The 13,414-nt window shown below is 36.6% G+C and carries 14 protein-coding genes and 2 pseudogenes; 7 read left to right on the top strand and 9 right to left on the bottom strand.

Annotated features, from left to right (window positions below; all coding sequences use genetic code 11):
* The first annotated feature begins 107 nt into the window (after positions 1-107).
* The 3 genes from OSO01_RS03865 (at position 108) to csaA (ending at position 2,150) form a co-directional block, all read left to right on the top strand.
* The gene (locus OSO01_RS03865; protein WP_147208897.1) at positions 108-800 is read left to right on the top strand and encodes a helix-turn-helix transcriptional regulator; all 693 of its coding nucleotides are present in this window, start codon (positions 108-110) and stop codon (positions 798-800) included.
* Positions 801-888: 88 nt separating this feature from the next.
* The gene (locus OSO01_RS03860) at positions 889-1,788 is read left to right on the top strand and encodes an EamA family transporter (protein WP_147208895.1); all 900 of its coding nucleotides are present in this window, start codon (positions 889-891) and stop codon (positions 1,786-1,788) included.
* Between the two features lie 29 nt (positions 1,789-1,817).
* Complete coding sequence (gene csaA / locus OSO01_RS03855) at positions 1,818-2,150, top strand: chaperone CsaA (protein ID WP_147208893.1); 333 nt, start codon at positions 1,818-1,820, stop codon at positions 2,148-2,150.
* A gap of 40 nt (positions 2,151-2,190) precedes the next feature.
* Here csaA and OSO01_RS03850 read toward each other — a convergent pair whose 3' ends face one another.
* Positions 2,191-2,790, bottom strand: a complete 600-nt coding sequence (locus OSO01_RS03850; RefSeq protein ID WP_147208891.1) for a class I SAM-dependent methyltransferase — start codon at positions 2,788-2,790, stop codon at positions 2,191-2,193.
* A 268-nt stretch (positions 2,791-3,058) separates the two neighbouring features.
* Here OSO01_RS03850 and OSO01_RS03845 point away from each other — a divergent pair, with 268 nt between their 5' ends.
* The gene (locus tag OSO01_RS03845; RefSeq protein ID WP_147208889.1) at positions 3,059-3,727 is read left to right on the top strand and encodes an RluA family pseudouridine synthase; all 669 of its coding nucleotides are present in this window, start codon (positions 3,059-3,061) and stop codon (positions 3,725-3,727) included.
* Positions 3,728-3,911: 184 nt separating this feature from the next.
* Here the strand turns inward: OSO01_RS03845 and OSO01_RS03840 are convergent, their stop codons facing one another.
* A complete protein-coding gene (locus OSO01_RS03840; protein ID WP_147208887.1) occupies positions 3,912-4,469 on the bottom strand; it encodes a TetR/AcrR family transcriptional regulator in 558 nt (185 codons plus the stop codon).
* 237 nt (positions 4,470-4,706) lie between these two features.
* Between OSO01_RS03840 and OSO01_RS03835 the strand changes: the two genes are divergently transcribed.
* Complete coding sequence (locus OSO01_RS03835; protein WP_147208885.1) at positions 4,707-5,453, top strand: SDR family NAD(P)-dependent oxidoreductase; 747 nt, start codon at positions 4,707-4,709, stop codon at positions 5,451-5,453.
* A 49-nt stretch (positions 5,454-5,502) separates the two neighbouring features.
* Here the strand turns inward: OSO01_RS03835 and OSO01_RS03830 are convergent, their stop codons facing one another.
* Both OSO01_RS03830 and OSO01_RS23230 read right to left on the bottom strand, forming a co-directional pair.
* The gene (locus OSO01_RS03830) at positions 5,503-6,702 is read right to left on the bottom strand and encodes a DUF418 domain-containing protein (RefSeq protein WP_371863281.1); all 1,200 of its coding nucleotides are present in this window, start codon (positions 6,700-6,702) and stop codon (positions 5,503-5,505) included.
* A 268-nt stretch (positions 6,703-6,970) separates the two neighbouring features.
* Positions 6,971-7,120, bottom strand: coding sequence for a hypothetical protein (locus OSO01_RS23230; RefSeq protein WP_156985918.1), 150 nt, complete (start codon positions 7,118-7,120; stop codon positions 6,971-6,973).
* A gap of 249 nt (positions 7,121-7,369) precedes the next feature.
* Between OSO01_RS23230 and OSO01_RS03825 the strand changes: the two genes are divergently transcribed.
* Complete coding sequence (locus OSO01_RS03825) at positions 7,370-7,825, top strand: hypothetical protein (RefSeq protein WP_246145033.1); 456 nt, start codon at positions 7,370-7,372, stop codon at positions 7,823-7,825.
* A gap of 99 nt (positions 7,826-7,924) precedes the next feature.
* Positions 7,925-8,611 (top strand): Dph6-related ATP pyrophosphatase, encoded by a 687-nt coding sequence (locus OSO01_RS03820; RefSeq protein ID WP_147208883.1) that lies wholly within the window; start codon positions 7,925-7,927, stop codon positions 8,609-8,611.
* A 114-nt stretch (positions 8,612-8,725) separates the two neighbouring features.
* Here the strand turns inward: OSO01_RS03820 and OSO01_RS03815 are convergent, their stop codons facing one another.
* The 5 genes and pseudogenes from OSO01_RS03815 to OSO01_RS03795 form a co-directional block, all read right to left on the bottom strand.
* On the bottom strand, positions 8,726-9,604 hold the full coding sequence (locus OSO01_RS03815) for a YxiH-YxzG fusion protein (protein WP_246145032.1): 879 nt from the start codon (positions 9,602-9,604) through the stop codon (positions 8,726-8,728).
* A gap of 33 nt (positions 9,605-9,637) precedes the next feature.
* On the bottom strand, positions 9,638-9,991 hold the full coding sequence (locus OSO01_RS03810) for a VOC family protein (protein ID WP_147208881.1): 354 nt from the start codon (positions 9,989-9,991) through the stop codon (positions 9,638-9,640).
* A 220-nt stretch (positions 9,992-10,211) separates the two neighbouring features.
* Entirely contained in the window at positions 10,212-11,702 is a 1,491-nt protein-coding gene (locus tag OSO01_RS03805; protein WP_147208879.1) for a C69 family dipeptidase, read from the bottom strand.
* 635 nt (positions 11,703-12,337) lie between these two features.
* Positions 12,338-12,792, bottom strand: a pseudogene (locus OSO01_RS03800) (GNAT family N-acetyltransferase).
* A gap of 36 nt (positions 12,793-12,828) precedes the next feature.
* Positions 12,829-13,353: pseudogene (locus tag OSO01_RS03795) on the bottom strand (GNAT family N-acetyltransferase).
* Positions 13,354-13,414: the final 61 nt, after the last annotated feature.

Here is a 13,414-nt window from a genome sequence, read left to right as displayed (position 1 = left end):
AGCAATAGAATAAGCAAGGAGTTAATAAAAATTTCTTTCAATTCATTTACCTTACTGCAAATTAATGATACGATATTTTAAATTTAACCTTGAAGGGAGAAAACATAATGGAAAGAAGCCAGCAAATTGTTTGTGAAAAAAGGTCCTACTCTAGAGAATTCCATTCACACCAGCATGAATTTGGACAGTTTCTCTTCCCGCTGCACGGTTCTTTGGATATCCGGACACAGCAGCAGAAAATAAACCTCGGACCAGATTACTGTTTCTATCTTCCTCCAAACTTTCAACACAACTACCGCTCTATAGACAGAAATGAATTTTTAATATTGGATATTCCCTTACACTATTCACCAGATAGCTCTGAAAGCATGCATATCCGATTAGATGAACACTGGACTTCTATCCGTTATTTATTGCTGGAAGAGGCAGCTTCGAAAAATGATTTATCTCCCTTGTCAGATTTAACCAGGTACATTGCAAAAAAACTGCAGACTTCCAATCCCCCTTCTATTGATTATATTCACAGGCATTTCAAGGAGCCGATTCGAATAGAAACTCTGGCAAAAATAGAACATTATCATCCAGTTTATTATTCGGAATGGTTTAAGAAAAGAACCGGTAAAAGTCCAAAAGCTTATATTTTAGAGCTTCGTTTACAAGAAGCAGAGCATTTAGTGCTTTCAACCGGATGGTCCATGTCGCGGATCAGTGAAGAATTGGGCTTTGAGAATGCTTCTTCCTTTACAAGATGGTTTGTCAGGCACAAGGGAACAGCTCCAAAAAAATACAGATTTCTTTAAAACAGATAAAAGAATGTTAAATCAGGTATAGAAAATGCATCAACAATTTTTTATGATAAATTTAATATTCTTTTTTGGAGTGGGTCAAATGCAAGGAAAACTTTCCGCTTTGCTAATCCTGCTGGCAGCTGTCCTCTGGGGAACAACAGGCACCACGCAGGCTTTTGCACCTGAAAGTGCGCATCCTATAGCGATTGGAACAATCCGCTTAGCTATCGGAGGGTTCTTTTTATTATCTCTGGTTCTTTTGTTTGGCAAATTAGAGTTAAAAAATTGGCCAAAGAAAGCAACTATTTTGGCAGCTTTGAGCATGGCTCTATACCAGCCATTGTTTTTCTCTGCCGTTACTATCACCGGAGTGGCTATCGGAACAGTAGCAGCAATAGGAAGTGCACCGATTTTATCAAGGCTGCTGGAATGGATATTTTTTAAATCCCGCCCATCAAAAATCTGGTGGTGCTCCACTGTTCTTTCCATTTCCGGCTGTATTCTTTTGTTTGTAAACAGAGAGGCAGCCTATGTAGATCCTGTCGGTGTCATCATGTCTTTGGGAGCAGGACTTTCCTTTGCCATTTACACACTTGCCAGCAGAGATATGGTTCAAAAATTCCCATCCTTAAATGTTGTTGCGGTTATTTTTACGCTCAGTGCGATTTTCTTAGCTCCGTTTTTATTTATCTTCGATATATCTTGGGTGAAGAGCTTGCAGGGGATTGGTGTAAGTATTCAGCTTGGAGTTATAGCTACTGGGATAGCCTACTTTCTTTTTGCCAAAGGGCTGACTAAAGTTTCTTCCTCAACTGCGGTAACGCTTGCCTTGGCAGAGCCTTTAACAGCGGCATTATTAGGAGTGCTCCTATTAGGAGAAAGCTTAAATACAACCGCCTGGCTAGGTATCTCACTTTTAATTATCGGGATTGTATTATTAATTGGATCATCCAACGCGATGAATCGTAAAAATAAATCTACAACGATGACCTCAGCCTAAATAAATTGATTAAAGGAGACAACATAAAAATGGCAACGATAGAGGATTTTTTAAAACTGGATATTCGAATTGGCACCATTCGATACGCTGCACCTTTTCCGGAAGCAAAAAAGCCGGCAATCCAATTAGAAATCGATTTTGGAGAAGAGATTGGAACAAAGTATTCTTCTGCTCAAATCACACGCAGATATACTCCCGAACAGCTCAATGGGCGTCAGGTTGCAGCAGTCGTTAATTTCCCGCCAATGCGTATTGCGGGGTTCAAATCAGAGGTTCTTGTTATCGGCGGTACTCCAAAAGATGGAGATGTCGTTCTTCTGAGTCCAGATGAACACGTTCCAAATGGCACACGAGTCTCTTAAAATAGTTAAAAGGCAAGGGGAACATCTCCTTGCCTTTTAACTATTTTGTACTTGTCGCTATAAACAGAGAGGCATCTTGCTTCATGAAGATATGATTCCCATGATGAAAAGTATTCATTTCAATATTTTGGAAACCAGCATCGTTTAATACATTGCTTATTTCCTCTTTAGTAAAACCATTATGCACTTTTGGATGCTGGATTCTTTCATTTTTATCAAAATCGACGATAATAAGCATGCCGTTTGGATTTAGCATTGTACTTAATTTTTGCAGAAGCGGCCCTATATCTGGAACATGCAGCAGAACAAGCGATAAGATAATGACATCTGCATTCAAGTCCAAACCGTCATCTTCCACTAAATTAAATTCTACTGCTTCAAAATGAGTTAATTGCTGCTTCTCTATTTTACCTTGGGCAACCTGAATCATTTCCTGAGAAGCATCTATCAGCCATCCCTTTTCAAATTGATCAGCAAGCTGAAATGTCACCAAACCTGTCCCTCCGCCATAATCCAGGATGGAATGATATTGCTTGCCGGCAAAGACTTTCTTTATCTCTCCGGCAATAATATTTGCCAGCTTTATTCGATCTTCTGTATCATATTTTTTTGCCATTTGATTGAATACATTCTCTTCCATCTTTCCCCTCCAACTAAATGTCTTTCGCCTTTTTATAGAATTTCATTGGTTTTTTAATATACCATAATTCCATATATAAACAAGAAATAAGCAAGAAAGCATAACCTTCTAATTAAATATCATCGCAGAAGCAGTTTTACGTAGACTTCATTTTATAATTCAAACAAACGATTGATTTACTGCTGAGATGCTATTAAGAAGATGCTCCCTTGATTAAAAAATCTGCTATGTTATCATTGCCTCAGTATGAAATAAAGGAGTTTTACCCGTGAATGTTCCAATACTTTATGAGGACAATCATTTACTTTTTGTAGAAAAGCCTGTCAACATTCCCGTACAGGAGGATAGATCAAAGGACCAGGATTTACTTAATCTTTTGAAGGAAGATTTAAAAATCCGCTATCAAAAACCGGGAAATGTATATTTGGGAATGGTTCACCGCCTGGACCGCCCTGTAGGAGGAGCAATGGTCTTTTCAAAAACATCCAAAGCTGCTTCCCGCTTATCTGACGCAATTCGAAGACAGGCAGTAGAAAAGAAATATTTAGCTGTGGTAAGAGGAGAGCCTAAGAAAAAGTATGGGTTATTAAAAGATTACCTGGTAAAGGATAAACGTGAAAACAAAGTGTATACAGCACATCCGGAGAATAAGAATGCTAAAGAAGCCAAGCTAGAATATGAAGTTATCGGCAGTAAAGAAAATTTGAGCCTGCTCTCTATCAAACTGCATACCGGTCGGCCGCATCAAATTCGTGTTCAGCTCTCCTCCCGTGATTTACCGCTTTATGGAGATCAAAAATACGGAGAAAAGGTTAATCAAACCGGAGAACAGATTGCATTATGGTCAGAAACGCTCGTAATAGAGCATCCAACGAAAAAAGAAGAGATTAAGGTTAAGTCTCAGCCGCCGGATAAATACCCATGGAATCTTTGGTAGACTCGTATATCAGATAAGTGTTTGTTAATAAAAAAAGTAAAGGAGCTTTGATTGCGGCTTCCTTTGCTTCTTTTATAACATCTTTCCTGCCTATAGTTTTTTTCACAAGATTATTCCCACACCTGCTTTTTCCTAGAGTTTAATAATCTGATTTATTAATAAAATATTTCTCCCTTATATATATTTAAATACTCATTCTATAAAACAGCGCATATTGCTCATTCATATAATCCAAACTGTAAGAAAAATCATCAGCAACCCAGTACATAATCATACCAACAAGTGCATTTGCCTGATAGGCAGTGTAAAGCTGAATATCAATATCCTCATTCTTATACAGCTTTAAAACCTCACCAAGCAGCAGCTTTATCTTTTCATAAAATAAATAGTAATAGGAAAGCGATGCCTTATTTGTAAAAACAATTTTATAAAAATCACCGTATTTCTTTACATGATGAAAGATACGTAAAGAAGATGGATCTACTTCATGCGGCTGGACCTGCAAATCACGATAAGCCCCCTGATAGGAGTCCTCCAAATCTTCCATAACTACCTTAAAATATTCTTCAAATAAGCACTCTTTCTGATCATAATGCAAATAAAATGTTCCTCTGTTTACTTTTGCCAGTTTACAAATTTCAGAGACAGAAATAGACTCCATCGGTTTATCCATCAAAAGCTTCACTAATGCCTCATGAAATGTCTTCTTCGTTTTAATAACTCTTAAATCATTTAAATTCAAGCTGCTTCACCTCTTAATAGACATTTTTCACAAAAATCGTTCATTAAGCAACATTCTCCATTTTTTTGGTTATTGAATTAGAATTTTATCCTATGCTACTATCATAATAGACAGTTGTACATTAAAACAATATTTTTAGTTTATACTAAAGTTTGTAAGCGTTTTATTTAAGGTGAATAGAGAGAGAATACATGGACAGCTGTTGAACATTGTAAGCTATTAAAAGGGGGAGCTCTTATGAGCAAGGTTTACTTAATCACCGGGGCAGCAACCGGTCTCGGGCGGGCTGTTGCATTAAAATTGGCAGAACAGGGGCATCGTTTAAGCCTGGTGGATTATAACGAAAAGGACGGACAGGCTACTGCTGAAGGCGCTAAAAAGCTGGGTGCCGAAGTTATTTTTGTAAAGGCTGACGTTTCCAATGAAGAAGACGTTAAAAATTATGTAGCACAAACGGTTAAGGCTTTCGGAACCATAGATTATTTCCATAATAACGCCGGAATTATGATTCCATTCCGTCTGCTTCATGAGTACTCAAGTGAAGAGTATGACCGCTTAATGAATATTAATGTAAAAGGGGCATTCTTAGGAATCAAATATGTTATTCCTGTAATGATAGAAAATAACGGCGGTACCATCATCAATACTGTTTCATCCAATTCCTTTAAACCGACAGCCTTTAACGGTGTCTATGCTGCTTCCAAGCATGCACTTGCCGGATTAACTAAATCTATCGGCCAAGACTATCAGGACTTGAATATTTTCGCAGTGGGGGTTGCACCTAATACGATGCAGACGAATATTTCCGCTGCCGCATCAACTACTTATACAGAAGTAATTGGTGCGGGAATCGCTGCCTCTACAGGGCCTAATATTCCGGCAACTGCGGAAGAAATTGCCGATGTTGTTATTTTTGCTATGAACAGAGCTAAGACTTTAAACGGATCTACTGTCAATTGCGCAGGAGGCCAAATCTATAATTAATTTTGAAACTGCAGAAGGCTGTAAAATGTGGAAAGGAGCCAAATATCTTCTAGTATTTGACTCCTTTTTGTTTTTCCGGATTTTCTTTATACTTTTGATAAGCTAAATAACGCATAGCGCTTTCCAAAGGTCCATTCATACAAAGCTTTTCTAAAACGGCTGCCAAAACCACAGCTACTATCCATATGGCTATAGCAATAATCGTGACTCCAATATTGTCTAATGTCCCGCCTAAATCAAAAAATACCGGAGATAACAGGATAACTAGCAAGGCTTCGTTAAAAATGAAAAAAGTGAGTGAACGCTTCCCTAGAGCAGCCAATGAATAGGTTAGCCAGCCAGGATTTTTAATATAGTTAGCTATTACTCCAAACAGAGCTGCATAGCCTATTCCAGCAGCCATCCCTGTTATGATATGAAGCCCCCATATAATCCCTGCTGTTTGAAGGCTTGGCCACCATACTTTATCGATCATCAATAAGGGGAATGCTCCGATAATGGATGTCATTATTCCTATCACAGCAATTTTCTTTAATGTCTTATGATGCTGCTGGGAATTAACCAGCAAATGTTTTTTGCCGGCCCACATGCCTATAAGAACAGAAGGAAGAACGGGAAAAAGAAAGTGAATAAATATCGGGATGATTGGAAAAGAAAGAGCGGCTTCTATAAAGAATTGCAGATACCCAATATCCGGTGTAACTTCCACTCCGAATCCATAACTGCCCATTTCTTTCAAAAAAACGCCCCATAATAAAGGAAGATAGAGCAAAATAATCAAAGTGATAAAAATGGTAACTTTGATTAAGGCCTTGTTATTCCGTGGCAGCAGCCAAGCTGTTAAAAGACCAGCAATCCCATAAGCCATCAATATATCCTGCCCGCCGATTACTACGGCAAATATAATTCCGAATAATATTAAATACCAACATCTTCGCCGGATTGTTTTAAGCGCTGCTTTTTGGGAATTCCCTCTTAAAATCTGTTTCTCAAAAATCATCATCAGTCCATAGCCAAACAAAACCGCAAACAGAGGACGCGCACGATTGTCTATAAATAATTCTCCAAACGTATTGACGATTGTATCGATAAAAGTAATGTTTTCCGGACGGCTCATCACACCAGGCTCAGCATTATATAAAAATAAGGGAGCATGAGCAAGAACAATTAATAACAGCATCCATCCTCTGGGTAAATCTAAGGAAATTGCTCTTTTTTTAGAAGTTTGAGTTTCTCTTTGTATGTCCAATTTATGATCTCCTTCACACGAAATTGATTAAATATATAATTTTTTGATCGGTTAATCAATTTAATTTTAACATACTGTTTTTAAACTGTCTGCCCCAAAATTTATTTCTTCACCATAAAAAAACGCATTGAATGGAATCAAGTTTAACCTCAATCCATCCAATACGTTTATCTTATTCCTTTTAAGAAACGTGAATTATTCTTTTTATTTAACTGCTTTCAATACTTTATTTCAACCTCACAGCTTTTGAAAAACGCTCACCCAAACCTTATTCCTCTTCCGGAGAGTGCTTTCCCATTTTTTGATATATTGCTTCTCCAACCAGACCTATCCCTATTCCTATCATTGTCCCCGCCGGAATATTCCCTGTATAAAAACCGATACCTATTCCCAAGCACATAAAACCACCGATAACCATACCATCCCTCCCCTATTAAAATAATGGAGTATATATCATTATTGTAACCTGAATCAATACTGTATTCATCTTTTTTTGAAAATATCTGTATATTCTAACTTAAAAATAGTTGAAGTCCATTTATTAATCACAAACACAATTTAATAAATATTTAATAAATCCTTTAGATTTCTTTAAGCTCTTCATCCTATTATATGAAGCAGCACTAGAAATAATAGTTATATTCAAAAAAAGAGAGGAGTTTTCTTATTGTCTATTCAAAGGATAAATAATTATTTAGGTGTGCCTTTATTTACTTTAATCATGCTTTCCCTGCTAGGTGTTCCTCGTGTCATTGCCCATGATCTATCTATTATTGAGGAGGGCAGCCTGGTAAACAGCATATTGGTCTTTGCCCCAATTATTATATGGATTATGTATACCAATTTGAAAAATATAAAGAAAACCTTTTTATCACTGCTATTAATCGGTTTTTTCTACGGGATATTTTTAGCAGCCGTTCATCAAATTTTATGGAGCACTGCCTTAGATACGCCTATTCAATTTGGGGGCAACTTAAGTAATCTGCCACAAACCGCAGTAAACCTCATTGCCCGTATATTTGCGTTTCTCAGCAGCGTAACAACCGGTATCGTAATAGGTGCAATTACAGGAGCAGCCGGTTCTCTTGTGAATTTTATTAAGAATAGTTTTACATCGAGATAAACAGGTGATTAAGAACAAAAATGACGAAAAATAAGCAGAGCTGATAAAATGAAGATAGAAGGCTTGTAAATGTTGCTCATATAAAGGAGAAGGATATAAATGACGGACTTAGGAAACTGGAAAAATAATGCTCATGGTCATAAATTTATCGCTTCCTTCAGCGGAGGAAAGGACGGCTCTCTGGCTCTTTATAAATCAATGAAGGCTGGAGAAGCTCTTGGGCTCATTGTCATGATGGAGGAAGAAGGAAATCGCTCCCGGTCTCATGGCATGCCTCCAGCGATTATACAAGCCCAGGCTGACTCGATTGGATTGCCGGTATACACTGCCGCTGCAAGCTGGGCAGAATATGAAAAGGTATTTATTAATCTTTTAAAAAAAGCGAAAAAGCAGCATGCAGAAGTGCTGGTTACCGGCGACTTGGATATGCCTGCAAATGGCTGCTGGCACGATGAGGTCACAAAAAAAGCTGAATTAAAGCTGGCCATGCCTCTATGGGAAATGGATCACCGCCAAGCTGTCAGAGAATTCATTGACCTGGGATTTATTGCGATAGTTGTAACTGTTAATCTATCACTTGGTATGCAGGAAGAAGATTTAGGAAGAACATTAGACCATGAATACGTGAGAGAGCTTCAAAATCGCGGTATTGATCCCTGCGGAGAAGGTGGAGAGTTCCATACAACTGTATTAGACGGCCCTATCTTTAAATATCCTGTTTCTGTTCGTAAAGGAGCGATTCTTAGAGATGGAGATTATGCTTTTTTATCTTTAGAGCTGAATTAAATAATGAAGATTTATACAACAGTCTTAAGACTAAAAATCGGAATGAGATTTTAGCTCGTTCCGATTTTTAACAACTAAACCCGGCTTTTCAATATAATCAATCTTAAAAAATAATTAAAATTCCCTCTTATAAATTCCTTTCCTTCCATATACATAAAGGAATTTCCCTCTCAAAAATACCGGACCGGCTATATGCTTTCCATGTTCATCAACAAGTTCCAGCCCTTCCCCTTTTGTTATCGTCTGATTTCTTATCTTAAAGCGTGTCAACTTGTTCATATCCATCTGTGCAATTAAATTACCTTGCGCAAACAAAAATTGATTAAGCCAATGATGTCCTTCCATCCTGTATCGATTTTTTTCTTTCATATTATCCAGTTGAACCAGGAAGTAATCATCATAGTAATAAAAATAAATTTCACTGGAATCGACAACATTTAAAGCGCAGCCATCAATAATGTCATACTCCCTTGCTCCCCATAATTTATCTCCATTTATGGTATATGCAACAAGGCCGTCTCTCCCCATCGTCTGTTCCCAGCCAAAATTTCCAAATATCCCTTCATCAAAATAATTTACCCAAATAGTATCCTTTCCATCAATTTGCATATTTTCTATTCCATCGCCAAGTGTAAAAGCCTCAATCAATTGACCATTCATATTGTATCTTCTGGCATTCCGCTCTGCATATTCACCATCTTTTAAACAACGGGCCTGGACAATTAATAGAGTTCCATCTGAAAATAAATCAATGTGCTCAGGAATCAGCGGTACGTTTGTTAATTGAACGGTTTTTATTTTTTCGTTCTTAATAATCCGGATTGTCCAATCCCGTTTTAGTACTGGACGGTCAAATGGATCCAGCTCCTCCTCATTTACATTTCTTTCAATCAGTAATAAATCTCCATCTCTCGTTATTTGACCGCCTGTAAAATGGAGTTCTGAGGAGTAATTGATGTGTTTTTGCAATGTTAATTTTTCTATTTTCACCACTCCATTCCTGCTTCGTTTTTTTACCTTTTGAAGCTAACATTCACTAATCATTAACATATTCCCGTCCGGATCTTGAAAATTAAAATAATGATTATGTTCAATCTCTGTCATCAAATGAACGCCTTTATTTTTCATATATTGAAATGCTTCTTCAATGTTTTTGGTATTCAGGTGAAATGCCGGTGCTTTAAAAATTTTATCCTTTGCGTAAATCTTACTATCCAATACAATTCCTGTGCCTTCCATAGGGATAACATATAAATGGTCGAAAAGTATTTCCCCATCTGATTTTAATCCTAAAATATCACAATACCAATCTCTTGCTTTTTCAATATCGCTGACCGGGATAAAAACTGTTCCAATTTGGTTTAAAATAGGATTGCTCATTAAAGTACCTCTCTTCTATAATTTTTAAATGAATTGTTACGGTTCGCTTATTCCCATTGCTACTAAATGTCCGCATCAGTTTTTTTAATAAGGAAAATAATAATACAGATTACCCCCATGAATATAGACAAGATACCTAATATGCTCATGGTCAAACAGCTGATAACTGCAAAATTTATGGTTATTAGTTGTTTGTTATTATATTTTCCCATCTAAAAATTTACACTTCTTGGATAATAGTCTTTAGTTTTTTTGTTGTCTTAAGTGCTTCTGTAACACATTTATTTGTAAACTCACTCAAAACCTGTTTATAGCCTTCACCATTTTCCCGCTTTAAGTTCATCGCTTTTTCTTCTATAATTTTAGCTTCTAAGAGCCATTTTCTTTCCAAATCATTATATACTTCTCGAATAATTGGCTGGCGTATATTGAATTTCCCGCCATAGGCATCACCTTTAGCAGTCTCTAGTAAATCACGCATAATCCACCAGAAAGAATCATCCTTATAAGTGTCTATTTCAGCATCTTGAGGCGCCATAGCATGTTTACCATAAGCACCAGCTTTAGATAATATTGGATTTATTGGACCTGCTTCAGGATAAAACGGGATATAAACACCAGTACATGGCACTCCTGCCAACCACCACATTACAGGAAAACGATCCTTTTCCTTAGGTAAAATAAATTGGGATGATGACGCTGTATTCCCCCAAGTAAATTCTGCTGGTGAATGGTGCATACAGACAGTTAAAAAATCGGGTAACGCAGCATTCATATATGGCCCTTCTAAAAAAGTATCTTCATAATGGTCACGCATAATCCGTCTTGACCAAGGTAAACCGATTCGGCCCTGATTATTATCTAAGCCTTCTTTCAATAGCTGCTTCATTCGTTGCACACGGATATGAGACAGTTGTAATGGTTTTTCAAAATCTAGAAAAGCCTTCGCAAAATCGAATTCCGACCGACGTTCTTCTTTCCACCATCTCTTTTCAATCGCATAATCAATAATGCCATCAGATGCTAGATCCCATTCTGTCCGAATACTAGGTTCATTAGAAATTGCTTTAGTTCCCTTAGAGATCCTTTTAGCCATAAAGTGCTTACCAACAGTTTCTAAAACATAGGACTCGTCTTTATCAGCGATAATAAAAGAGTTATCGTAAGCTCCATCTTCCGGCTGGACGGCCGGATTTCCAGAAGAAAATTGACCATATTCTGCAAGCAAACTAGTGATTACGTTTACTGCTTCACGAGCACTTTTAGCTCTTTCCAGTCCTAAGCGGATAAATTCCATCCCAATAATTCCATATTCTACATTCTCTCCATCTTTAACTGCTTGCATTTTCTCAGCGACATCTTTTGTAAAAATAGCTTCATTTCCAATCGCTACACCATGGACATTTATACCTTCCTCATAACCCCAGCACCAATAAGGGGAAGAGCCTATATGTTCATAAGTTTCTTCTACTTGACCAATCGTGACATTTCCTAATTTTAATTTTTCATTAGGGCCATATGTCTTTTTCGGATAATACATTAATGGTTGCGCATCATACTCAACTCTATCACTATTTTTTGAAAGAATTGTAGCCTCTTCTTCTGAAACATCTGGCATAATAACAAAGGTATCACAGCTCCATGAGGAGTTATTTTTAAATGTCTTTAATTCCTCATCCGTAAAATTTTGCTTTGCAATTAAATCTCTCATGTCTATCCTTCCTTTCCTAATTTAAACTGGTATCAACAAAAAAACAGCATTACCTCCTTATAATTGTATGCCCTTACATTCAAATTCTATCATACTGTTATTATACAGATAGTAATTTAGACGGGAAATTTGAAGATAAATTACCTTAATTTGTATGAAAACTTAACGCCCCTCGACCTTTTAAATAAAAACTTTCATTTGATACAAACATATTTTATTATTTTTGATGAAACAAATTACAACCATTATAAAGTGAGATTTAAAATAGTGTTCTAAAAGAAAACAGTACACGTCATTTCTATGAATACTTTGGTGCGAAGTTTATAAAAAATGTAAAAATAAAAAATTGACGGTAAGGTTTTGGAAGAATCCTTTTATGTTTAGGAATCTGTAAATGATGTACTGAGAAAATTAAATAAAAGAGGAATAGATGAATGATAAAATTAATGAAATCCCAACAGAGTCATAAATTTATCATTCATAAGATAATTTCATTTTTAATCAACACCTAATTGGAAACAATAAATTTTTGATACCTAAATAAACATGCTACCAATAGAAAAAACTAAAAGCAGCATTTCTGTAATTCATTTAATTTGAGTATGTTATATGGAAGCTATAAAACCGTTTGAAAATCACTCAGAATTTCCTATTTCCCAATGAATCATTGTTTCTGTTGAACTTATTTTTTTCATACCTAATTTTTGCAGCACACGAATAGAACCGTAGTTATCCTGAAGTGTTTCAGCTATTACTCTGTCTACTTTTGATGTTTTGAAAGCTCACTGAATCAGCACTTCCATAGCTTCGGTTGCATAACCATTTCCCCAATACCTTTCCAGAAACCCATACCCTGCTTCTACTACTCTGTTCTTATCCGGCTTCCCTTTAAATCCTATATCACCAAGGATAGACCCGTCTGATTTCCGGACAACAAACCACGGCCCCAATACAGTAAAGAGGGGTCTTCATTTAACTTTTTCAAGTGAGTTGAGATCTGCGGTCCTCTATCATATTTTTGATTAATAGCGATTTCAACCGTTTCTTCCGTACATGGTATAACCTTAAGTCTTTCCGTTTCTAATTCCATGATTAGTTCTCCTTAAAAAATAATAAATACGTAACCTTATTTCAAATCCGAGGATAGCATTCCATACACTAAGCTGTCTGTCCATTCCCCTTTACTCCAGTAATCCTGTATAAAATGTGCTTCCTTTCGCATACCTATACGCTCACATAATTTTTGCGATGCTTCGTTTCTTGCATCCAGATTAGCCTGTATACGATGTACCTTAAATTCACTAAACAGATTATTCACTAAAACACTCACAGCTTCTGTCGCATAGCCTTTTCCCGAAGCTTCTGAAGAGAAGGTGTAACCAATTTCAACTGTATCTTTCATCTCTGTATACCATACAGCCAAATCACCAATTACTTTTGTACCGCTTAGTACCGCCAGGCTTAAAGGGGTTTCTTTAGTCAGTACATTATTCTCCAGTTTTCTCTGAAACTCCTTCTGTTTATTTTCATGCGTTCACTTATCATTCAAGAGATATTTACAGGTAGCATCGTTATTATAAATATGAAATACATCCTCTAAATCTTCTTCATTGAATGGTCTGATTAATAATCTTTCCGTTTTAAATTCCAAAGAAATCCCTCCTTAGAATACTCCGCTTTCCATAATTGCAATCTAAATCAGTCTCCATAAT

The organism is Oceanobacillus sojae, from assembly GCF_007991515.1.
GTDB classification, from domain to species: Bacteria; Bacillota; Bacilli; order Bacillales; family Amphibacillaceae; genus Oceanobacillus; species Oceanobacillus sojae.
Note: the sequence above shows the minus strand (reverse complement) of the source record. Positions and strands in the feature narration are given on the sequence as shown.

What these genes read in the sequence shown, in the direction of transcription:
- OSO01_RS23230 (WP_156985918.1), bottom strand. Translation starts at nt 7,120, where the DNA reads ATGGTTATCGGTGGTTTTATGTGCTTGGGAATAGGTATCGGTTTTTAT.
- csaA (WP_147208893.1), top strand. Translation starts at nt 1,818, where the DNA reads ATGGCAACGATAGAGGATTTTTTAAAACTGGATATTCGAATTGGCACC.
- OSO01_RS03865 (WP_147208897.1), top strand. Translation starts at nt 108, where the DNA reads ATGGAAAGAAGCCAGCAAATTGTTTGTGAAAAAAGGTCCTACTCTAGA.
- OSO01_RS03820 (WP_147208883.1), top strand. Translation starts at nt 7,925, where the DNA reads ATGACGGACTTAGGAAACTGGAAAAATAATGCTCATGGTCATAAATTT.
- OSO01_RS03860 (WP_147208895.1), top strand. Translation starts at nt 889, where the DNA reads ATGCAAGGAAAACTTTCCGCTTTGCTAATCCTGCTGGCAGCTGTCCTC.
- OSO01_RS03805 (WP_147208879.1), bottom strand. Translation starts at nt 11,702, where the DNA reads ATGAGAGATTTAATTGCAAAGCAAAATTTTACGGATGAGGAATTAAAG.
- OSO01_RS03810 (WP_147208881.1), bottom strand. Translation starts at nt 9,991, where the DNA reads ATGAGCAATCCTATTTTAAACCAAATTGGAACAGTTTTTATCCCGGTC.
- OSO01_RS03835 (WP_147208885.1), top strand. Translation starts at nt 4,707, where the DNA reads ATGAGCAAGGTTTACTTAATCACCGGGGCAGCAACCGGTCTCGGGCGG.
- OSO01_RS03850 (WP_147208891.1), bottom strand. Translation starts at nt 2,790, where the DNA reads ATGGAAGAGAATGTATTCAATCAAATGGCAAAAAAATATGATACAGAA.